Origin of the sequence: Saccharothrix hoggarensis (genome assembly GCF_042678885.1) — a bacterium.
In the GTDB taxonomy this organism is placed as follows: Bacteria; Actinomycetota; Actinomycetes; order Mycobacteriales; family Pseudonocardiaceae; genus Actinosynnema; species Actinosynnema hoggarensis.
Genome location: NZ_JBHTLK010000014.1, coordinates 31,296 through 52,194 on the forward strand (window position 1 = coordinate 31,296; position 20,899 = coordinate 52,194).

Below are 20,899 nucleotides of genomic sequence, written 5' to 3' on the forward strand. Positions count from 1 at the left end.
TGTGCGCCGGGTGTGCCGGACGCCGGGGGTGTCCGGTTCCGTGAGGGGGAATCGTCGTGAGACGCAGTGTTCTTGCCGGCGCGGCAGCGGGCGCCTTCTACGGCGGGGCTGTCGGGTTGGGGTTCGGCGCTGGGATCGCCGCGTTCTGGTGATCTGGCCAGGAAAGGAAACAACGTGCGCCGCAACAAGCAGCAAGCCCGCGCAGTCGTCGCTCTGGTACTGCTCGGCTTCGTAGCGAGTCTGGTCACCTTCCTGCTCGGCGTGGACCGAAGCTGGGCTTTCGTCGTTGCCGCGGCCGTGGGTGCTGTTGCCGTCGCCGTCATGGTCGTGACGTTCCGACGATGACGTCATGACGGGAAGAGGGCTGGTCACCGCTCGACATACGCGGTGACCAGCCCTCTTCGCGCCAAGGTGCATTCGGACGCCCCCTGTGGCTGCTCGTGACGCCTAGATCCTACGACCCACCACCAGCGCGGAGCGCGTCTGGTCCCGGTCGTGTTGGCGCCGACGACGCCAGCACCAAGCCCGCCTCAGCCGCTACAGACGACGCGGCTACCCACTCGCACAAGTGCCGTTGCAGCAATCAGGTGTCGCCCGCCGTTCGCTGGTTCACAGGATGGCGGTGAAGGTGACGGTGCCGCTGACGCTGGTCAGGCCCTGCGGGGTGAGGCAGGCGGTGAGGTCGGTGGCGGGCAGGACCTTGGTCTGCACGACGGTCGCGCCCTGGAACAGCCCGTCGACCACGGTGCCGGTCAGGACGAGCACGGTGGTGCCGCCGGGCTTGAGGTTGACCTCGAAGCCACCTCGGACGGTGCTGCTGTGCCCGGTGTTCCAGTGGTAGGTCGAGGTGTGGGTGGTGGAACCGGCCAGGCAGCTGAACGTGCCACTGACCAGGGCGGTGAAGGTAGCGCCGGTGATCTCGGGGTGGCTGGGGGACACGCAGCCGCCCAACGTGCCGGTGGCCTTGAAGTCGATCTGGCGGGGCAGCAGCGTCATGCCGGGGGAGTAGGTGCCGACCTGCGTACCGAGGCCGCAGTTGACCTCCACCACGGACGCCGAAGCGGGCACGTGGGACCACCCCGCGGCGGCGAGCAGCCCGCCGACCAGGGCAACGATCAATGAGCGCAGACGCATGACGATTCCTGTTCTCCGGGAAGGTGATGGGCGAATCCGGTTTCGTTGTCCGCCCACCCGCTCTCAAGCGGGCGGCAGTGGTCATTGCGGCTGATGACTTGGATCTTGGTCCTCAGGGGAGCCTTGAGCCGCCGGATCTGAGCTCGTGGCGCATCCGACTGTCGGTCAGCCGTGAGGTGGTCGGGTCAGGCGAGTTGGGTGATGGTGATGTTGGCGGGGCCGCTGGTGCCGGTGACGCCTTCGGGGGTGAGGCACTGTGCCGGTGTGGTGTTGAGCAGCGCCGCGGTCATCAGAACGGCGGCTCCGGTGAACCTGCCCGCGGTCACGGTGCCCTGGTAGACCACGACGACCTCGTTGGCGGGGCGCAGCACGACCAGTCCCACCGCGGCGACGGTGGTGGTCTCGCCGGTGTTCCAGGTGATGGTCACCGTGATGGAGACACCGCCACCCAGACAGGACACCAGACCGTTCGCCGTGATCGCGTACCCTCCGGCGGTGATCGTGGGTGACCCGTTGGAGACGCAGGAGTCGTAGTTCGCGCTGGAGTTGATGGAGACGACCCTGGGCTGTGCGGTGACCCCGGGCTGGTAGGTGTTGGCGCCGTTGCCCACGCACGACAGCGACTCGACGTCCGCTGCCTGGGTCGCGGGCGCGGCGGCCACGACCCCGACCGCCACCGACATCGCGACGACGACGCCGGCGAAGGCCCGTCGCGCCACCGACAACAGTTCCGCGATTCCCATCGTCCTCAACGGAGCACCCCCACATTCGCGACTCGACCGGATTCACACTGTAATAGCCCGGTCGTGTGCCAAACGGGCGAAATGCGGTGACACTTTCCGTATGTGCCCACGAGTGCGGAACCGCAGATTTCGTTGCTGCGGATCCCCGTTGTCGGGCGTCACAACGATGGGGGGGCGAATGCGAGCAGAAATCATGTCCCTGTGCGGTGCTCCTTGATTACCACGCGCCAGGTCCGCTACACCGTGCGGACCCCCGCCGCTGGACGTGGGCGACCACCCGCTCTGCGTAACGGCTTACGGCACCGACCATGCCGGCGCGGGCAAGGTCACCGACTGCGCCAACGTGATCATCCACGAACCCTCGCCCAGCGCCACCTCGACCACCACGGCGACCCCGCCCACCAGCACCACGCCGACCAGCCCGGACGGCCCGCCACCGGCGGCCGCTCCACCCTCATCCCGCTGGGGCTCAACGCCGACTGCACCGCAGGGAACAGGGCGCCGCCGCCAAGTCAACTCGGTCATGATCGCTCGCCACGACGGAGACGACCTCATCGCGTGTGCGGATCAAGACCGCGCGCTGTGCGCTCGCAAGGTCTCGCTCCGGCCGCCGGTCAGGTGCTGGTGCGGCTGGAGGCGTCGGGCATCTGCCACACCGACATCCACGCCGCCAACGGCGACTGGCCGGTCAAGCCGAGCCCGCCGTTCGTGCCCGGTCACGAGGGCGTGGGCATCGTCGAGGCCGTCGGTGACGGGGTGGCCGCCACGCTGGTCGGAACGCGCGTGGCGATCCCGTGGTTGGGGCACGCCTGCGGTGAGTGCTCCTACTGCGTGTCGGGCTGGGAGACGCTGTGCGAGCAGCAGCGCAACACCGGCTACTCCGTGGACGGCTGCTACGCCGAGCACACCCTCGCCGACGCCCGCTACGTCGTGCCCGTCCCGGACGCCGTGTCCAGCCTGGACGCCGTGTCCAGCCTGGACGCCGCGCCGCTGACGTGCGCCGGCGTGACCACCTACAAGGCGGTGAAGGTCGCCGGGGTGCGGCCGGCCGAGCGGGTCGCGGTGTTCGGCATCGGCGGTTCGGGCCACTTGGCGCTGCAGTACGCCCGCATCGCCGGCGGTTTCACCGTGGCCGTGGACGTCGAGGACGACAAGCTCGCCCTGGCCCGCGACCTGGGCGCCGACCACACCGTCAACGCCCGCACCGCCGACCCGGTCACCGCGATCGGCGAGCTGGGCGGCGCGGACGTCGCCATCGCGACCGCCGCCTCGCCGCAGAGCTTCCAGCAGGCGTTCGCCTCGCTGCGCCGCGGCGGCCGACTGGTCTGCGTCGGCCTGCCCGCCGACGGTGTGCTGTCGATCCCGGTGTTCGACCTGGTCCTCAAGGGCATCAGCGTCGTCGGGTCCATCGTCGGCACCCGGCAGGACCTCACGGAGGTGTTCGCCCTGCACGCCGCCGATCGCACCAGGGTGATCGCCGAGACCCGCAAGCTCGACGACGTCAACGACTCCTTCGCCGAGGTGCTGTCCGGCGCGGTCCCCGCCAGGCTCGTCATCGAGTTCTGACGGTCAATCCCGACAACGGTCATCGCCTCGGAGTGCCGGACCGGGGGGTCTCGGAACCGCCGTGTCGCGCGACCGCTCCAGTCAGGTGACCATTGTTCATGCGTGTCTTGTCCGATGCCCAGTTGGCCGCCGTGCTGCCCGCAGTCGCACCCTGCCCGCGGGTGGTGGTCAGCGGGAACCACGCCACCCCTCATCACGTGCTGGACGTGCTGGACGAGGCGGTGGCCGAGTACCGCCTGTTCGCGCTGAACGCCCAGTCCGGCATGCCCGACCGCGACGGCGTGGTGCTGGAAACGCCGTTCGTCGGGCCGGGCATGCGCGGCAAGCGAACGCTGCGGTACTTCCCCTCCCGGTTGTCGCTGGTCCCGCACCTGCTCCAGCAGGCGTTGCCGCCCGACATCGTGCTGGTCCACACCTCCACCCCGGTCGACGGGTGCGTGTCGCTGGGCACGGAGGTCAACATCCTCCCCGCGGCGATCGAGGCGGTCCGCGCCCGCGGCGGACTGGTGATCGCCCAGCTGAACCCCCGGATGCCCTACACCCACGGCGACGGGGTGCTGTCCTGCGACGAGGTGGACTACGCGATCGAGGTCGACGAGCCGCTGACCTCACCCGCGCCGCGCGCGACCAGCGAGGTGTCGCAGGCGATCGCCGAGCGGGTGGCGGCGCTCGTCCCGGAGGGGGCGACCCTCCAGATGGGCATCGGCGCCGTTCCGGACGCGGTGCTGGCGGCGCTGATCGGGCGGCGGGGCCTGGCGGTGTGGTCGGAGATGTTCAGCGACGGCGTGCTCGGCCTGGAGCGGGCGGGCGCGCTCGACCCGGACACCCCGGTGACCGCCTCGTTCGTGTTCGGCAGCGCCGAGCTGTACAGCTGGGTTGACCGCAACCCGCGGGTCCGGCTGCTGCGCACCGAGAAGACCAACGACCCCGGTCTGATCGCCCGCCGGCCTCGCCTGGTCTCGATCAACAGCGCGCTGCAGGTGGACCTGTATGCCCAAGCCAACGCGAGCCGGGTGCACGGGGTCATCTACTCCGGGTTCGGCGGGCAGACCGACTTCGTGGTCGGAGCCCTGCACTCACCGGGCGGACGGGCGATCGTCGCCCTGCCGTCCTGGCACCCCAAGGCCGACGTGTCCACCGTCGTGCCCCGCCTGGCAGGCCCCGTCACCTCGTTCCAGCACAGCTACCTCGTCAGCGAACAGGGCGCGGCCACCATCTGGGGCCACGACGCCGGTGAGCAGGCCCAGCAGATCATCGACCACGTCGCCCACCCCAGTGCCCGCGCCGAACTCACCGAGGCCGGCCGCGGTCTCGGCTTCCCGCTGCGGCCACCGGCCTGAAGCGGACACCGAGCTTTCGAGCTGTTGAGTGGCTGCGCCGCAAGGCGGGGCGTCGTGAGGTTCCGTGCACGTTTGTCGGCAAGCATCTTCGGTTCTCGGCCGAGGACCTGCGCGCGATCGTCACCGGAGTCGCGTCCCGCTCGTGGTCGGAGGCACCGGTCAAGCGGTGCCGCAGGGTCAATCCCGCGCCGGACGCAGCACCGGAAGTCTGACCGAGCGGTGGTGCGTGGTCGGTCGGGCCGCTTGGGGCGGGGTCTGGCAGCGTGGCGGCCGGGAGTCGGTGCGGCAGTGCCGCGAGGGACGCGCGGTCGCCGGGGGAGAACCGCGGACGGTCGTCACCGAGTTGCCGTTCCAGGACGGTGATCTGGTGCCGCAGCGCGCGGATCTCCTTGTCCCGGTCGCTCATGGGCGACAGGCACAGTAGCGCAAGGTGTCGGTGACGCCCGGATAGGCGAGTCGGAGCAGCACAAGCCGGTCATCATGCCGTGTCACCCGACGAACCCGTGGAACCCGTGGAACCCGAGCATCTGCGGGCCATTCCAGGCCTGTGTCCTGACCGCCCTTCCTACCTGCGTGGGTGGAGTTACCGACAGGCACAGGGCCGGGGTCGCGAGCGACCCCGGCCCTGTGCCGGGATGTGGCCGGTACGTCCGGCCTGTTGCGGAGTGGGGTTGCGGGGGGGTTCAGCTCGTCAGTCGGAACGTGGCGTCGGCACGGGCGATCGCGTCGGTGATCGGGTCGAGCCGCAGTTGGAAGTTGTAGTGGCGGATGTAGCGGTCGGGGAAGTTGTAGGACCGGAACGACTTCCAATCCGACGAAGCGAGTCCGGCCACCTGCTCGAAGGTGGCGTCCGCCTTGAACAGGTCGGTGCCGTCGTTGTAGGCCAGGACGAAGTCGAAGTCGCTGTGCCGCAGGTAGTAGCCGGGGAAGTTGACCGACTGGAACGACACGGTTCCGGTGCCCGCGAGGCCGGGCACCACGCGGAACTGCGCGTCCTGCACCGGGCTCACGGTGGGGTCGACGCGCACGTCGAAGTTGTAGTGGCGCACGTGCCGGTCCTGGAAGTTGTAGGACTGGATGCGGTTGGTCGGTGTCGTGGTGCCCCACTTGGCCAGTACCCGGCTCTCCTCGGCCGCGGTGAGGTTGAGGACCGAGCCGTGCCGCTTGCGGGTGCCACCCAGCGAGTAGTCGGTGATGGTGGTGAAGTTGCGCGTGCTGCCCAGGTTGGTCGAGGTGATCGGCATGTAGCCGCTACCGGTGGCGTACTGGTCCAGCCACAGGGCCCACTCGTCGCGGTCGTTGAACTGCACCCACATCGGACCCTCGACCACGTTGCCGCCGCCGGTGCCGTTGGAGATGCCCATGTGCGAGAGGTTGCCGATGGTGGTCCACGAGCCGAGGATCGAGTTGCTGCCCTCGACGGTGATGTGGCCGTCCGCCGACGCGCGGTAGTAGCGGTAACCGCCGACGCTGGACGGCGACTCGATGATCTGCGTGTCGATGATGCCCCGGCCCGCGTCCCGGTCGATGTAGAGCACCGGTGACGTGATCGTGCGGAAGTCGGTGGTGCGCACGTAGTAGATGCGGTGCTTCTTGACGCCGTTCAGGGTGGCGTTGGTGGCCCAGTAGAGGACGTAGTCGTTCGTCGCAGGGTTGTAGATGGCCTCCGGCGCCCACGCGTCGCCCGCGTCGGGGATGTCGCCCGCCACGTTGAGCAGGCGTGGCTCGGACCAGTTCACCAGGTCGGTGGACTCCCACACGACCAGCGACTTGCTGCCCTTGGTCGCCGCGTCATCGAACGTGATGCCGTTGGCGATGCGCAGATCGGTGGCGATGATCCAGTACCGGTCGCCGCCGGGGGACCGGACCAGCGCGGGGTCGCGCACACCGCGCGTGCCCACGGTGGACAGCAGCACGGGCGCCCCGTCGTTCAGGTCGTTCCAGTGCAAGCCGTCACGGCTGTGCGCGAAGTAGATCTGCTCACCGTTCGAGTGCTCGCCGGTGAAGTGCGCCATCAGGTAGCCGGTGAACGGCTCCAGCGCCTCGCTGCGCTGGTCGGCGGTCGCCGACCAGGAGCCCGACAACAGGGCTATGGCGGCGAGCAGTGCGCCGATCCTGATTAGTACTCTGGGCACGGGTGAACTCCTTTGATCACGCGGTGGGACGATCGGGGTGATGGCGTCGGCGACGATCTGATCGGGCATTGCCTCCTGGCCCGCTGAACGATGCCGAAACCTCTGACGTGCATCAGATGTGCGCGGCGTCGGTACCGGAGTGACCGGTCCGCGCATGGATGTGAACGTTAACAACGCAATATTGCCCACTCAAGGGTGTGTCCGCGGTTACGTATACGCAATTTTTGGGGGCCCCGCCCAAGCGCGGCACGTTGGGGCGTGATCGCCGCACCCAGGATGAGCCCTGTGCCTTCCGTACCTGCGCCGATGCGGGGCCTGGCAGCGTGCGTCCGCCCTGTCGGCAGCGGCGGGCAGCTCGGTCTTGGACCTGCGGAATCGGCGGTGAAGTGCGCCGGGGCGTTGGTGAACGCGACGCGCACCCTGTCCGACGCCACAGTGCCGAACAGCTATCCCGGTATCCGCCAACAGCTCCGCGAATCGAATCGAATCGACGTTCAGGTGGCGGGTTCAACTGGTCGTCGCAACGCCTTGATCGCGGAGGTGTCGGATAGGGCGGCCGGCGGGGTGGATGACGACTGTGACGGGGCGCCCGGCGATGGAATCCGCAGGGCGGTCTCCGATCCGCACGGAAGACCGCCGCCGCGATGGAGTACGGATCAGTCGAGGTCGACCGGCACCGCGGTGGAGTCGCGGACGACGAGTCGGCAGGGGTTGAGGTGGCGGCCGGGTGCCGGTTCGCCGTTGATGGCGGTCAGCAGCAGGTTGGCGGCGGTTCGGCCGAGGTGTTCCAGTTCCATGTCGACGCTGGTGAGCGCGGGTTGGCAGGCCAGGGTCATGACCTCCCAGTTGTCGAAGCCGACCAGGGCGACGTCGTCGGGGACCCGGCGGCCGGCCGCGCGCAGGGCGTCGGCCACGCCGCGGGCGATCTGGTCGCTGCCGCAGAAGACCGCGTCGAAGCGGTCGGGCGCGCCCATGAGGATGCCGGCGGCCTGCCTGCCCCACGCCTCGCTCCACTCGCCGAACATCGGTGCGCCGACCAGACCGAGTCCTTCCTCGGCGAGTCGAGCGGTCGTGGCGTCGGCGCGGACCCGTGCCGAGTGGTGGCGCTCCGGGCCGGTGATGTGGGCGATGCGGGTTCGTCCGAGGGCGAGGAGGTGGTCCACGGCTTTGCGCGCGCCGCCGGTTTCGTCGGGGACGACGGAGCAGTCGTGGGGGTCGGTGGAGCTGATGAAGGCGTAGACGACGGGGACGGGCAGGTCGGTGCCGATGGGGGCGCGGGCCTCGGTGCGGCGGCCGGTGACGATGATGCCGTCGACGCGGCGGCTGAGCAGGGTGCGCAGGTAGTACTGCTCGCGGATGGGGTCGTCGCGGGCGTCGCAGAGGAACACCGACATGCGGCCCGCGCCCAGGGCGTCCTCGACGCCGGTCATGAGCGGGATGCTGAACCGGCCGATGGTGTCGGTGGTGATCATGCCGACGGTGTAGGTGCGCCCGGAGTTCAACGTGAGCGCGGCGCTGTTGGGTTGGAAGCCCAGCTCGTCCGCGGCGAGGCGGACGCGCCTGCGGGTCTCCTCGCGCAACGAGCCCCGGCCGTTGAGCGCCTTGGAAGCCGTGCCGACGGAGACGCCGGCCAAGCGTGCGACGTCGCTGATCGTGGCCGGTCGCGACAGCGCCCGCTCGGTTTCCTCGATTTTCCTCGGCGACATGGCGGCAGGTTACCGCGTGATCGCGGCTGCGGGTACACCCAAGTTGTAAACGCAGCTCACAGCCTTGAAGCTCGGGCTTGACAGGTGATGAGCGTCTCTCTAGGTTCGTCGGCAACCGGTTTCTTACCTTTCCGTCCGCCGTGGTGACCCGGCTCCGCGGCGGACGGGTTCACCGCCGCCCCGGCTCCACGATCGCGAGCCGGTTCCGAACGCTTCCGAGGGAACGCCCCATGAGTTCAACCCCCGCACCGCGGCTGCGCCGCCTGGTGTTGGCCGCCGCGTCGCTGCTGGTCCTCGCCGCGTGCCAGAGCGCGCCGACAGGCTCATCGCCCGACGACACCTCGTCGGTGGACGACGGCACGACCGTGACGATGTGGACGCGGTCGCCGACGGCCACGTTCAGCCAGACCCTGGTGGACGCCTACAACGCGAGCCACAAGAACAAGGTCGAGCTGACGGTGTTCCCGGCCGACTCCTACCAGCAGAAGGTCGGCACGGCCGCCGGCGCCAAGCAACTGCCCGACATCCTGGCCTCCGACGTGGTCTACGCGCCCAACTACGCGAGCAAGGGCGTCTTCCTCGACATCACCGCCCGGGTGAACGAACTGCCGTTCAAGGACAAGCTGGCGCCCGCGCACATGGACGCGGCGACGCACGAGGGCAAGTCCTACGGCGTGCCGCACAACATCGACCTGTCGGCCGTGTTCTACAACAAGGTGCTGTTCGAGCGGGCCGGCCTCGACCCGAACAACCCGCCGACGTCGCTGGAAGGGCTGTACGAGGCGGCGAAGAAGATCGACGCGCTCGGCGACGTGGACGGCTACTTCTTCGGCGGCGGCTGCCCCGGCTGCATGCTGTTCACCACCTGGCCGATGATCTGGGCCTCCGGTGACACGGTGCTCGACGAGAAGGGCACCGCCTCCACGATCGACAACGGCTCCGCGACCAAGGTCTACGACCTGCTGCGCCGCATGTACACCGAGGGCATCGTGCCCGCCGCGGCGAAGAACGAGTCCGGTCCCACGTGGACGCAGCTGTTCGCCGAGGGCAGGATCGGCATCCAGCCGATGGGCGCCACCTCGTTGCAGGGGCTGAAGGAAGGCCCGAACCTCCAGGTGGGCGTCGCGCCGATCCCCGGGCTCACCGGCGGCCGGTCCTCGTTCGTCGGCGGTGACGTGCTGGGCATCAGCGCCAACTCCACCAAGGCCGCGGCGGCGTGGGACTTCATCTCCTGGACGCTGTCCGACCAGGCGCAGGTCGAGGTGCTGGCGAAGAACAAGAACATCACCGTGCGGGAAGACCTCGCCGACAACGACTACGCCAAGCGCGACACCCGGTTGCGCACCTTCAACCTGCTCGCCACCGAGGGCCAGACGCCGATCTCGGTGAACTTCGGCAAGACCTACAACGACACCAACGGCCCGTGGACGGCGGCGGTCACCGACGCGCTGTTCGGGTCGGCGCCCGTGGCCGACGTGCTGAAGCAGCACAACGGGACCATCACCGGGTCGCTGGCGAGCGGAAGCTGACGATGGCCACGCTGTCCGACATCCGTCCCGGGGCGCAGGTCCGGCCTGCGCCCCGGCGCTCCCGGGCGTCGTTGAGCCGCACCAGGCGTCGGCTCGGGGCGCTGTACGCGAGCCCGATGGTGGTGCTGGTGGCGGTGCTGTTCGTCGTGCCGCTGGTGCTGATGGTGTGGATGTCGTTCAACCGCTGGCCACTGCTGGGGGCGTCGTACCCCAACGGGGTGGAGAACTACAGCGCGCTGAGCGACCCCCTGTTCCTGCGGGCCATCGGTTTCACGCTGAAGTACACGGCGGTCACCACGGTGGTGGTGGGCCTGGTGGCGTTCGGGCTGGCGCTGCTGGTGCAGGAGAGCCGGCCCGGTGTCGGGCTCTACCGCACGGCGATCTTCCTGCCCAGTGCGGTCGGCCTGGCCTCGGCGAGCCTGTTGTTCTACGGCCTGTTCAACACCGAGGCGTCACCGCTGAACGACGTGGTGCGGTGGCTGGGACTGGGCCCGGTGGACTGGCTGGGCACCACGGACAACGCCCTGTACTCGACGGTGGGCATGATCACCTGGCGGTTCGCCGGTTTCTACATGCTGATCCTGATGACCGGCCTGCAGAGCATCGACCCGGTGCTCTACGAGGCGGCCCGCGCGGACGGCGCGACCCGGTGGCAGACGATGTGGCGGGTCACGCTGCCGCTGCTGCGGCCGACGCTGGCGCTGATGATGGTGCTGTCGGTGACCGGCTCGCTGCTGGCGTTCGACCAGTTCTTCATCCTCACCGGCGGCCGGCACGAGACCGCCACCGTGGTCATCAGCGTGTACCGCGAGGCGTTCCTGTCCCAGGACCTGGGTGCGGCGGCCGCCGTGTCCGTCGCCATCCTGGCCGTCCTGCTCGTCGTCAACGGCGCGCAGCTGGCCCTGTTGCGCAGAGGAGGTCGGTGATGGCGGAGCGGACGAACGCGATGACCCACGTGCGCACCACCGGGTTCCACGTCACCGGAGCCGCCCTGGCCGTGCTCTTCCTGCTGCCGATGCTGTGGACGCTCTACGCGTCGGTCGACAGCAGGCGGGCCACCGACGACGGCGAGGGCTGGGGGCTCGGCAACTACGAACGGCTCGCCGACTACGGCAGCGGACTGGGCACCTACCTGTTCAACACCGTCGTCGTCTCGGTGGTGGCCGTCGCGGTCACCGTCGTGACCACCACGCTGGGCGGGTACGCGCTGGCACGGCTGCGCTTCCCCGGCCACAACCTGCTCTTCGTCGTCACCCTGGCGATCTTGATGGTGCCCTACACCACCATCCTCGTGCCGCTCTACATCCTGCTCGGCTGGATCGGCCTGCAGAACTCGCTGATCGGCCTCGGCCTGGTGCTGGCGGTGTTCCAGCTCCCGTTCGGGCTGTTCATGATGCGCAGCTCCTTCGAGGCGCTGCCACGCGAGCTGGAAGAGGCGGCGCTGATCGACGGCTGCACCATCGGCGGCGCGCTGTGGCGGGTCCTGCTGCGCGGCGTCCTGCCGGGCATCGTCACCGTGGGCCTGTTCTCGTTCCTGGCTGCCTGGAACGAGTTCGTCGCACCGCTGATCTTCCTCACCGACGGCTCGAAGTTCACCCTGCCCGTCGCGCTGTTCAACCTCCAGTCCGGCAGCCTGGGTTCCGTCGACTTCGAGGCCCTCCAAGCGGGCGTGGTCACCTCCGCCATCCCCTGCGTCGTCGTCTTCCTCCTGCTGCAACGGCACTACGTACGCGGTTTCACCTCCGGCGCCCTCAAGGGCTGACCCCAAGGGCTGACCCCAAGGGCTGACAAGGAATCCCCATGACCGACCTGCACCACGGCCCCGTGCGACCCACCGCGGCGGCCAAGTCCGCGCTGCGACCGGTAGCGCTGGACCACGTCACCTTCGAGCCGGACAGCCTGTTCGCGCAGTGGCAGCACCGCAACGCCACCCGCACGCTGCCGCACTGCGTCGACCAGCTGGAAGCCGCCGGCGCCCTGGACAACCTCCGCTTGATCACCGGCGAGAAGTCCGGCGAGTTCCGCAACATGTGGTTCGCCGACTCCGACCTCCACAAGACCTTGGAAGCCGCCGCCTGGCACCTGGCCGGCCACCCCGACGACGCCGGAGCGGCCGCGTTCCTCGACTCGACCGCGGCCCTGCTCGCCAAGGCCCAGGGCGAGGACGGCTACCTCAACTCCTACTACACGGTGGTCGAACCCGGCAGGCGGTGGCAGGACCTGCACCGCAGCCACGAGCTGTACGTGGCGGGCCACCTGTTCCAGGCCGCCGTGGCCGCCGCGCGCGCGGGCGTGGCGTCGGAACTGCTCGCGGTCGCCCGTCGCTTCGCGGACTTGCTCGTCGAGCGGTTCGGCGCGGCCGACGGCCCCGACGGCCTGGACGGGCACCCCGAGGTCGAAACGGCCCTGGTGGAGCTGTACCGGGTCACCGGGCACCGCCCCTACCTCGACCTCGCCCGCCGCATGATCGACCTCCGCGGTCGCGGGCTGCTCAACGACGAGCGGTTCGGCCCCGCCTACCTCCAGGACCACGTGCCGGTCCGCGAGGCGGACGAGGTCGCCGGGCACGCCGTGCGCCAGCTGTACCTGCTCGCCGGCGTCGTTGACGTCGCGGTGGAGACCCACGACGACGAACTGCTGGCCGCGGTACGGCGGCTGTGGGACGACGCGTTCGGCAGCAAGACCTACATCACCGGCGCCCACGGCTCCCGCCACCGCGACGAGGCGTTCGGCGACCCCTACGAGCTGCCGGCCGACCGCGCCTACGCCGAGACCTGCGCCGCCATCGCCTCCGTGCAGTGGAACTGGCGGATGCTGCTGGCCACCGGCGAAGCGCGCTACGCCGACGAGCTGGAACGCGCGCTGTACAACGCGGTCGCGGGCTCCACCTCGCTCGACGGCACGCGCTTCTTCTACTCCAACCCGCTGCACCTGCGCACCGGCCACGACGGCTCGGACGAGGACGCGCCGTCTCAGCGCCTGCCCTGGTACACGTGCGCCTGCTGCCCGCCCAACCTCGCCCGACTCGTCGCGTCGCTGCACGGTTACACCACCACGACCGACCACGACGGCGTGCAGGTCCACCTGTACTCCGCCGGCACGATCCGCACCGAGGTCGACGGCACCGCCGTGGAGATCACCACCCGCACCGACTACCCCTGGCACGGACGCGTCGAGCTGACCGTCACCGCCTCCGCACCGCTCACGCTGTCCCTGCGCGTACCCGGCTGGTGCACCTCGGCCCGCGTCAGCGTCGACGGGACGCCGGTCGACGCCGAGCCCGAGGACGGCTACCTGAGGCTGCGGCGCGACTGGTCGACCGGCGCGATCGTCGCGCTCGACCTGGACATGCCCGTGCGCGTGGTGCGACCGCACCCCCGCGTCGACGCCGTCCGCGGCTGCGTCGCCCTGACCCGCGGCCCTCTCGTCTACTGCGTCGAACAGAACGACCTGCCCGCCGGCGTCGTGCTCGAGGATGTCCGGATCGACCCCGGCAGTGCCGCGGTCACCGGTGTGCCAGGCATTCCGCAGGCGCTGACCGTCCGCGGCACGGTCGAACCACCTGCGACCGACGAGCTCTACACCGCCGACGCCCCGGCGACCGACTCCACGCCGGTCACCTTCGCCGCCATCCCCTACTTCCTGTGGGGCAACCGGACGCCTGGACCGATGCGGGTCTGGGTGCCCACCACCGGATGACGCAACACGTCCTCTCCCATCCCCCCGAACAACTAGGTGCACGGTGCCCGTCAACGTGCCCACGGGCCGCAGCTACCCCATGACCGTTGGCTACGCGAACGGCACTGGGGCGGCGGCCACCAGGGCTTGGCCTACAACGTGATCCGCCTGGCGAAGAGCTCGCCCTGCTTCGACAGTGGCGCCGGATACGCCGAACTGGACTACATCCAGCCCAACTGAACACAGGCCCGGTCCCCGCCCCACCGCACGATGGTGGGGCGGGGACCGAGCCGTTCAAGTGCTGGCCGGCCCGCCCCGTCGTTCGACGCCGCGTTCAGCGCGGGGTACGTCGTCGGCTGGTGCGCCCGCGGGCACGCCAACCCGCCCTGTGCTTGCCGAGAATGACGTCTGTGCAGGTTGGCGGCGTGGTGTACTCGCCGAGGATGCCGCCCAGTCGCGGTCGTCGGCGGATGTCGAGGTGGGTGACGGCTGGTTGATCGGTGGCCGGCTGTGGCAGTGCTTGTAGCGGTCGGGCGTTGGTGGGAAGTGCCCGTGCTCGCGCAGCGCGTGGAGCAGGTGGTGCTGGTTCCAGATGCCCGAATCGGCGGGGACGGTGTCGAACAGGGTGGCAGATGTGCCCGCTCGTGCGAGCGTCGACGGCCTGACGGTCAGCTCAAGGGCAAAGCGCACATTGCGTATACCTAATCGCTCCAGCGTCAGTCAGGCGCTACTCCAGTAATAGTCGTAGAATCGGTGTGCGGCTATTTTGCGGGTTTCACCTTAAAAGCTTCGTTGCTAAGCTTCCGTTCGGGTTCCGCTGTGAACTCGCGATCGGTAGTGACCGCCCTGTGCCGCGCCTCCCGCAGTTAAGGGGTTACTTCGCCGATGGGAATACTGGGAGCGCTCCCAGGCCAACGGAATCCGGGCCTGGGGGCGTTGCCAGCTCGCGATCAGCCCTGACCAATGATGTGAAGGGATTACTGACGTGCGCCCTGTATTCGTGGCCGCGCTGCTCTTGGCGGCCTTGGCACCACCACCGCCGGCCGTGGCAGCGGACACGTGGCTCGAGGCCGAGACGGGTGTCCTGAACGGGACCGTGGTCGAGTCGAGGCTGGATGGTTACTCGGGCACGGGTTACGTGGCCGGGTTCGACCAGTCGACGGACAACGTCACCATCACCATCCCGGACAGCCCAGGCGGCCTGCACGACCTGACGATCCGTTACGCCACGCCGTATGGCGCGAAGACGGCGTCGTTGTCGCTGAACGGCAGCGGTCTGGGTGACGTGTCGTTCCCGGCGGTCTCGACGTTCGCCACGATCCCGGCGGGCAAAGCGCTGTTGCGGCCGGGTGACAACACGATCACCATCACCAACAACTGGGGTTGGTACCTGATCGACGCGATCAAGGTGACGCCCAGCGCGCCGCGGCCGCCGCACCAGGTGACCGGCGCGTTGACCGACCCGGCCGCGACCGCCGAGGCCAAGGGACTGATGCGGTACCTGACGGACAACTACGGCAGGAACATCCTGTCCGGTCAGCAGGACCAGGGCAGCATCGACTGGGTCGAGCAGAACATCGGCAAGGCGCCCGCGGTGGGTGGCTACGACCTGATGGACTACTCGCCGAGCCGGGTCGAGCGCGGCACGACCGGCCGGGACGTCGACCACGCCCTGGCCTATGACGCCCGTGGCGGGATCGTCACCCTGGCCTGGCACTGGAACGCGCCGTCGGGTCTGATCGACCAGCCGGGCAAGGAGTGGTGGCGCGGCTTCTACACCGACGCGACGACGTTCGACGTGGCCGCGGCACTGGCCGACACGTCCTCGACCGACTACCAGTTGCTGATCCGGGACATGGACGCGATCGCGGTGCAGCTCGAGCGGCTGGCGGATGCCAAGGTGCCGGTGCTGTGGCGGCCGTTGCACGAGGCCGAGGGCGGCTGGTTCTGGTGGGGCGCCAAGGGAGCGGGTCCCGCCAAGCAGTTGTGGCGGATCATGTACGACCGGCTGGTGAACCACCACGGGTTGCACAACCTGATCTGGGTGTGGAACTCGATCTCGCCGGACTGGTACCCCGGTGACGACGTGGTCGACGTGGTGAGCGCGGACGTCTACCTGCCGCAGGGCGACCACAGCGCGCTGGTGGGCCAGTACGACCGGCTGGTGCAGCTGGGCGGAGACAGGAAGCTGGTCGCGCTCGGCGAGGTCGGCTCCATCCCCGACCCCGACCTGGTGCGCGCCTACGAGGCCCGCTGGTCCTGGTTCGTCACCTGGTCCGGCAACTTCATCCAGGACGGCGTGACCAACCCGCGCGACTTCGTCCAGCGCGTCTACCACCACGCCAACGTCATCACGCTGGACGAGCTGCCCGATTTCAAGGGTGACCCGGGCAACCAGCCGGAACCCGCGGGCGGTTGCGCCGCCACCATCCGCGTGAGCAACCAGTGGCCCGGCGGGTACCAGGCCGAGGTCACCGTCAAGAACCAGAAGACCACGGCGATCACCGGCTGGCGGGTCACCTGGGCGCTTGCCGCGGGCCAGGGCATCCAGAACGCCTGGAACACCGAGCTGTCCACCTCCGGCTCGACCGTGACGGCGAAGAACGCGTCGTGGAACGGCGCGATCAACCCCGGTGAGAGCGTCTCGTTCGGCTTCATCGGCAGCGGCATACCGTCGGCGACCACGCCGACCTGCACCACCGCCTGAGCCGTTCCGGCAGCGGCGGAAACGACTCAAGAACTTGGACACCGATGTCCATGCCCACCGCTGGGAGCGCTCCCAGGACGGTGGGTCACTCGCAAGGAGAAACGCATGATTCTGCGCACGTTAGTCCGTTCCCGGAAATGGGCCGCGGGATTGGCGGTGACCTCGGTGGCGGCGTTGTCCGTCGCCGGGGTGGTGGCTTCGACGGGCACCGCCAGTGCCGCCGCGGGTTGCCGGGTGTCGTACCAGATCAAGGACCAGTGGCAAGGAGGCTTCGGCGCCGACGTCACGGTCACCAACCTCGGTGACGCCATCTCCGGCGGTTGGACGTTGGAGTGGGACTTCACCGCCGGTCAGACGATCAGGGAGGGTTGGAACGGCACGTTCTCCCAGTCCGGCAGCCATGTGACCGTGCGCAACCCCTCGTGGAGCGCGAACCTGGGCACCGGCGCGTCGGTGACGCCCGGCTTCAACGGCACGTGGACCGGGTCCAACCCGGTGCCCACGCAGTTCAAGCTGAACGGCACGGTGTGCACGGGGTCGGTCGACACCACGACCACGACCACGCTTACTACGACCACCACGACGACCAACCCAGGTGGTTCGAAGGTCGACAACCCCTATGTGGGCGCGGGGGTGTACGTGAACCCGCAGTGGTCGCGTCTGGCGGCCGCCGAGCCGGGTGGTTCGCGGATCGCGAACCAGCCGACGGGCGTGTGGATGGACCGGATCAGCGCGATCACCGGCAACGGCTCGCCGACCACCGGCAGCATGGGCCTGGCCGACCACCTCGACGAGGCCGAGAAGCAGCGCGCCGCGCGTTCGGACGGTCAGCTGGTCTTCCAGCTGGTGGTCTACAACCTGCCCGGCCGCGACTGCGCCGCGCTGGCCTCGAACGGTGAGCTGAAGGCGGACGAGATCGGTCGCTACAAGACCGAGTACATCGACAAGATCGCCGAGATCGTGGCCCGTCCGGCGTACTCCAAGCTGCGCGTCGTCACGGTCATCGAGATCGACTCGCTGCCGAACCTGGTCACCAACGTCTCGCCGCGCGTCACGGCGACGCCGAACTGCGACACGATGAAGGCCAACGGCAACTACATCGAGGGCGTCTCGTACGCGCTGGGCAAGCTGGGCGCGATCTCCAACGTCTACAACTACATCGACGCCGCGCACCACGGCTGGATCGGGTGGGGCGACACCGACCCGCAGTACGACAACTTCTTCGCCTCGGCGAAGCTGTTCGCCACGCTGCTGGGCAAGAACAACGCCACCAAGGACAAGGTTCACGGCTTCATCACCAACACGGCGAACTACTCGCCGCTGGAGGAGCCGTACTGGACGGTGGACGACGTGGTCGGCGGCCGTCCGGTGAAGGAGGCGTCGAAGTGGGTCGACTGGAACGACTTCAACGGTGAGCTGGGCTTCGCCACGGCGTTCCGCGCCGAGCTCGTCAAGCAGGGCTTCGACAGCAACATCGGCATGCTGATCGACACCTCGCGCAACGGCTGGGGCGGCCCGAACCGGCCCACCGCCAAGTCGACCGCGACCCGACGACCTACGTCAACGAGTCGCGCATCGACCGCCGCTTCCAGAAGGGCAACTGGTGCAACCAGTCCGGCGCGGGTCTCGGTGAGCGGCCGAAGGCGGCGCCGAAGCCGAACATCGACGCCTACGTCTGGATCAAGCCGCCGGGCGAGTCGGACGGCTCCAGCACCGAGATCCCGAACGACGAGGGCAAGGGCTTCGACCGCATGTGCGACCCGACCTACACCGGCAACCCGCGCAACGGCAACAACATGTCGGGCGCGCTGCCCGACGCCCCGCTGTCGGGCCATTGGTTCTCGGCCCAGTTCCAGGAGCTGATGCGCAACGCCTACCCGGCGCTGTGACCATCAGCTGACCGGCACCACAACCGAATGATTCCCGCACCCCGTGGGCAGCGTCCACCCGACGCCGCCCACGGGGTGTCGGTGCGTGCACGCGCCCGTATCGGAGATGAGCGCTCCGCCGCCGGGTGGTGGGCGTTGGCGTAGCGGATGACGACCACGTACCGGCCGGTCCGTTCCGCCTGCTCGTCGAGGGTCAGCTCGACCAGGGTGAGGTCGATCTTGTCGATGATCGCGTCACCGCGGGTCGAGCCGAGTTCGGGGTCGGACGCGCCCGCTTTCGGGACCTCCACGTCGAACGAGAGCACGATGTCGGAGCCGGTGCGCCTGCCTCACCGCCGTGAACCAGCTGTGGACAAATGGAACACCGGCGACGGGATCTGTTTTGTCGGCCGTTCGGATATCCGGTGCCCGACTTGATCGGCCAACTGGGTTATCGAAACAATAATTGCGTATACGCACGAACTCTTTTACTGATTGTTCGCTCGGCGTGCGCCCGTGATTCTCGGTTTGTCGGCGACGTCCCCGACGTGGGGGTGTCGCCGGCCGGCGACCGGCTGACGGCGTGGCGCTGCACTGGACCGCGTGTGATGCCTGAAGCATCGTCGGGCTCCCGCACGAAGCCGTCGAGGGCACACCCTGCCGCGACGGAGCCGATTGATGTCGTTCCCTGCTACGACTAGGAGTTCGATCAAGCATGTCCACATCACAAGGGCGAGGGACGCTCAGGGCCGGCCTGTGCGCCGGGCTCGCGTCCGTCGCGTTGACGTTGAGCGTTGTCAGCGTCGCGCAGGCGGCCGAGGGCCGGATCCTGGGCGCGGGTGTCCAGGACGCCGTCGAAGGCAGCTACATCGTGGCCTTGGCCGGCGCGCCGTCGGCGACGGCGAGCGTTCAGGCGGCGGTCTCGGCGCAGGCGACGGACCTGGCCGGGCGGTACGGTGGCGAGGTCGCGCACGTGTATTCGGCTGCGTTACGTGGCTTTTCGGTGCGGATGGGTGAGCGGCAGGCGAAGCGGCTCGCCGCGGATCCGGCGGTGCGCTACGTGGAGCGGAACGGTGTGGTGCGCACGTCGGAGACGTGGGGCTTGGACCGCGTCGACCAGCGTGATCTGCCGTTGGACGACAGCTACGCGGCGCCGAACGACGCTTCCGGCGTCACCGCTTACGTCGTCGACACGGGTATCGCCTTCGACCACCCCGACCTGGAGGGTCGGGCCGTCAGCGGCTACGACTTCATCGACGACGACAGCGACGCGGGTGACTGCCACGGTCACGGCACCCACGTGGCCGGCACGATCGGCAGCAAGACCTACGGCATCGCGAAGAACGTGGACATGGTCGCGGTCCGGGTGCTGAACTGCGCCGGCAGTGGCTCGTTCGCCCAGGTGATCGCGGGCATCGACTGGGTGACCGAGAACGCCCCGGAGGCCGCGGTGGGCAACATGAGCCTCGGCGGCGCTCAGAGCGACGCGGTCGACGAAGCCGTGGCCAACTCGGTCGCCGCGGGCGTCGCGTGGGCCGTCGCGGCGGGCAACGCCGGCAAGGACGCCTGTGAGGTCAGCCCGGCGGCCGCGCCGGGCGTGCTGACCGTCGCCGCGTCGGACAGCGAGGACCGCCGCAGCGTGTGGGGCTCGGCCACGTCGTCGTCCAACTGGGGCGAGTGCGTCGAGCTGTTCGCGCCGGGCAGCTCAATCACCTCCACCACCCAGGACGGCAAGACCGCCGCGTGGAACGGCACGTCGATGGCCACGCCGCACGTGGCCGGCGCCTTGGCGTTGGTGCTGGCCGCCGACCCGGACCTCTCGGTGGCCGACGCCAACGCGCTTGTGCTCGACACGGCGACGGTCAACAAGATCTCCGACCCGATGGACTCGCCGAACCGGCTGCTCTACGTCGACGACCTCGGCGCCCGTGACCCCGGTGCGCCAAAGGCCTCCTTCGTCGCGAACTGCTCGTCGACGACGCCGGACTGCACGTTCGACGCGTCGGGCTCGTCGGACCCGGACGGCACGATCTCCTCCTACGGCTGGGACTTCGGTGACGGCACGACCGGCAGCGGCGTCAAGCCGTCCCACAAGTACGGCAGGAACGGCACCTACACCGTGAAGCTGACGGTGACCGACAACAGCGGCAAGACCGCCACCACGTCGAGGCGGGCTGTCGCGGGTCCGCAGCCGCCGAGGGCGGCGTTCAGCGTGTCCTGCCAGAGGGACGTGTGCTCCTTCGACGGCAGCGCATCGAGCGACCCCAACGACGACATCGTCTCCCACACCTGGGACTTCGGTGACGGCAAGACCGCCACCGGCGTCAAGGCGAGCCACACGTACTCGACCACGGCGCAGGCGGTCACCTTCACCGCCAAACTCACCGTGACGGACAGCTTCGACCAGAAGAGCACCGTCAGCAAGCAGATCCGGTGCCATGGCGCCCCGTCCTCGAACTTCCCGACCTGGTGCATCCCGGTGATGTTCTAGAG

At 69.1% G+C, this 20,899-nt stretch carries 15 protein-coding genes and 1 pseudogene; 11 read left to right on the forward strand and 5 right to left on the reverse strand.

All coding sequences use genetic code 11. From position 1 onward, the window contains the following. Positions 1-174 precede the first annotated feature (174 nt). Positions 175-345, forward strand: coding sequence for a hypothetical protein (locus ACFQ3T_RS05240; protein WP_380720406.1), 171 nt, complete (start codon positions 175-177; stop codon positions 343-345). A gap of 264 nt (positions 346-609) precedes the next feature. Here the strand turns inward: ACFQ3T_RS05240 and ACFQ3T_RS05245 are convergent, their stop codons facing one another. Both ACFQ3T_RS05245 and ACFQ3T_RS05250 read right to left on the reverse strand, forming a co-directional pair. After that, the gene (locus ACFQ3T_RS05245) at positions 610-1,134 is read right to left on the reverse strand and encodes a hypothetical protein (RefSeq protein ID WP_380720409.1); all 525 of its coding nucleotides are present in this window, start codon (positions 1,132-1,134) and stop codon (positions 610-612) included. 185 nt (positions 1,135-1,319) lie between these two features. Beyond that, positions 1,320-1,877 carry a hypothetical protein gene (locus ACFQ3T_RS05250; protein ID WP_380720412.1) on the reverse strand — a complete coding sequence of 186 codons (558 nt, stop codon included), beginning with the start codon at positions 1,875-1,877 and terminating at the stop codon, positions 1,320-1,322. Positions 1,878-2,459: 582 nt separating this feature from the next. Here ACFQ3T_RS05250 and ACFQ3T_RS05255 point away from each other — a divergent pair. Beyond that, positions 2,460-3,443, forward strand: coding sequence for a zinc-dependent alcohol dehydrogenase (locus ACFQ3T_RS05255; protein ID WP_380720414.1), 984 nt, complete (start codon positions 2,460-2,462; stop codon positions 3,441-3,443). A 98-nt stretch (positions 3,444-3,541) separates the two neighbouring features. Next, entirely contained in the window at positions 3,542-4,783 is a 1,242-nt protein-coding gene (locus tag ACFQ3T_RS05260) for an acetyl-CoA hydrolase/transferase family protein (protein ID WP_380720417.1), read from the forward strand. A gap of 683 nt (positions 4,784-5,466) precedes the next feature. Here ACFQ3T_RS05260 and ACFQ3T_RS05265 read toward each other — a convergent pair. Together ACFQ3T_RS05265 and ACFQ3T_RS05270 are read right to left on the reverse strand one after the other, a co-directional pair. Further along, entirely contained in the window at positions 5,467-6,918 is a 1,452-nt protein-coding gene (locus ACFQ3T_RS05265) for a glycoside hydrolase family 43 protein (protein ID WP_380720420.1), read from the reverse strand. Positions 6,919-7,574: 656 nt separating this feature from the next. Next, a complete protein-coding gene (locus ACFQ3T_RS05270) occupies positions 7,575-8,624 on the reverse strand; it encodes a LacI family DNA-binding transcriptional regulator (RefSeq protein ID WP_380720423.1) in 1,050 nt (349 codons plus the stop codon). A 230-nt stretch (positions 8,625-8,854) separates the two neighbouring features. Here ACFQ3T_RS05270 and ACFQ3T_RS05275 point away from each other — a divergent pair, with 230 nt between their 5' ends. The 7 genes and pseudogenes from ACFQ3T_RS05275 (at position 8,855) to ACFQ3T_RS05305 (ending at position 18,427) form a co-directional block, all read left to right on the forward strand. Then, positions 8,855-10,153 (forward strand): ABC transporter substrate-binding protein, encoded by a 1,299-nt coding sequence (locus ACFQ3T_RS05275; protein WP_380720426.1) that lies wholly within the window; start codon positions 8,855-8,857, stop codon positions 10,151-10,153. A 2-nt stretch (positions 10,154-10,155) separates the two neighbouring features. Next, the gene (locus tag ACFQ3T_RS05280) at positions 10,156-11,079 is read left to right on the forward strand and encodes a carbohydrate ABC transporter permease (protein WP_380720429.1); all 924 of its coding nucleotides are present in this window, start codon (positions 10,156-10,158) and stop codon (positions 11,077-11,079) included. Then, complete coding sequence (locus tag ACFQ3T_RS05285) at positions 11,079-11,915, forward strand: carbohydrate ABC transporter permease (RefSeq protein WP_380720432.1); 837 nt, start codon at positions 11,079-11,081, stop codon at positions 11,913-11,915. The genes ACFQ3T_RS05280 and ACFQ3T_RS05285 overlap by 1 nt, the downstream gene beginning before the upstream one ends. 38 nt (positions 11,916-11,953) lie before the next feature. Continuing rightward, a complete protein-coding gene (locus ACFQ3T_RS05290) occupies positions 11,954-13,852 on the forward strand; it encodes a glycoside hydrolase family 127 protein (RefSeq protein WP_380720435.1) in 1,899 nt (632 codons plus the stop codon). A gap of 1,024 nt (positions 13,853-14,876) precedes the next feature. After that, positions 14,877-16,538, forward strand: a complete 1,662-nt coding sequence (locus ACFQ3T_RS05295; RefSeq protein ID WP_380720438.1) for a glycosyl hydrolase — start codon at positions 14,877-14,879, stop codon at positions 16,536-16,538. Between the two features lie 105 nt (positions 16,539-16,643). Continuing rightward, positions 16,644-17,996, forward strand: a pseudogene (locus ACFQ3T_RS05300) (glycoside hydrolase family 6 protein); the annotation flags it as partial. 116 nt (positions 17,997-18,112) lie between these two features. Continuing rightward, a complete protein-coding gene (locus tag ACFQ3T_RS05305; protein ID WP_380720461.1) occupies positions 18,113-18,427 on the forward strand; it encodes a glycoside hydrolase family 6 protein in 315 nt (104 codons plus the stop codon). Here the strand turns inward: ACFQ3T_RS05305 and ACFQ3T_RS05310 are convergent. Then, on the reverse strand, positions 18,412-18,732 hold the full coding sequence (locus ACFQ3T_RS05310) for a hypothetical protein (RefSeq protein ID WP_380720440.1): 321 nt from the start codon (positions 18,730-18,732) through the stop codon (positions 18,412-18,414). The genes ACFQ3T_RS05305 and ACFQ3T_RS05310 overlap by 16 nt on opposite strands. 389 nt (positions 18,733-19,121) lie before the next feature. Here ACFQ3T_RS05310 and ACFQ3T_RS05315 point away from each other — a divergent pair, with 389 nt between their 5' ends. Continuing rightward, positions 19,122-20,897, forward strand: a complete 1,776-nt coding sequence (locus tag ACFQ3T_RS05315) for a S8 family serine peptidase (protein ID WP_380720443.1) — start codon at positions 19,122-19,124, stop codon at positions 20,895-20,897. Positions 20,898-20,899 lie beyond the last annotated feature (2 nt).

Excerpts from the sequence above, each read along its gene's own strand:
- ACFQ3T_RS05245 (WP_380720409.1), bottom strand. The coding sequence starts at position 1,134 with ATGCGTCTGCGCTCATTGATCGTTGCCCTGGTCGGCGGGCTGCTCGCC.
- ACFQ3T_RS05250 (WP_380720412.1), bottom strand. The coding sequence starts at position 1,877 with ATGGGAATCGCGGAACTGTTGTCGGTGGCGCGACGGGCCTTCGCCGGC.
- ACFQ3T_RS05260 (WP_380720417.1), top strand. The coding sequence starts at position 3,542 with ATGCGTGTCTTGTCCGATGCCCAGTTGGCCGCCGTGCTGCCCGCAGTC.
- ACFQ3T_RS05270 (WP_380720423.1), bottom strand. The coding sequence starts at position 8,624 with ATGTCGCCGAGGAAAATCGAGGAAACCGAGCGGGCGCTGTCGCGACCG.
- ACFQ3T_RS05275 (WP_380720426.1), top strand. The coding sequence starts at position 8,855 with ATGAGTTCAACCCCCGCACCGCGGCTGCGCCGCCTGGTGTTGGCCGCC.
- ACFQ3T_RS05280 (WP_380720429.1), top strand. The coding sequence starts at position 10,156 with ATGGCCACGCTGTCCGACATCCGTCCCGGGGCGCAGGTCCGGCCTGCG.
- ACFQ3T_RS05285 (WP_380720432.1), top strand. The coding sequence starts at position 11,079 with ATGGCGGAGCGGACGAACGCGATGACCCACGTGCGCACCACCGGGTTC.
- ACFQ3T_RS05290 (WP_380720435.1), top strand. The coding sequence starts at position 11,954 with ATGACCGACCTGCACCACGGCCCCGTGCGACCCACCGCGGCGGCCAAG.
- ACFQ3T_RS05315 (WP_380720443.1), top strand. The coding sequence starts at position 19,122 with ATGTCCACATCACAAGGGCGAGGGACGCTCAGGGCCGGCCTGTGCGCC.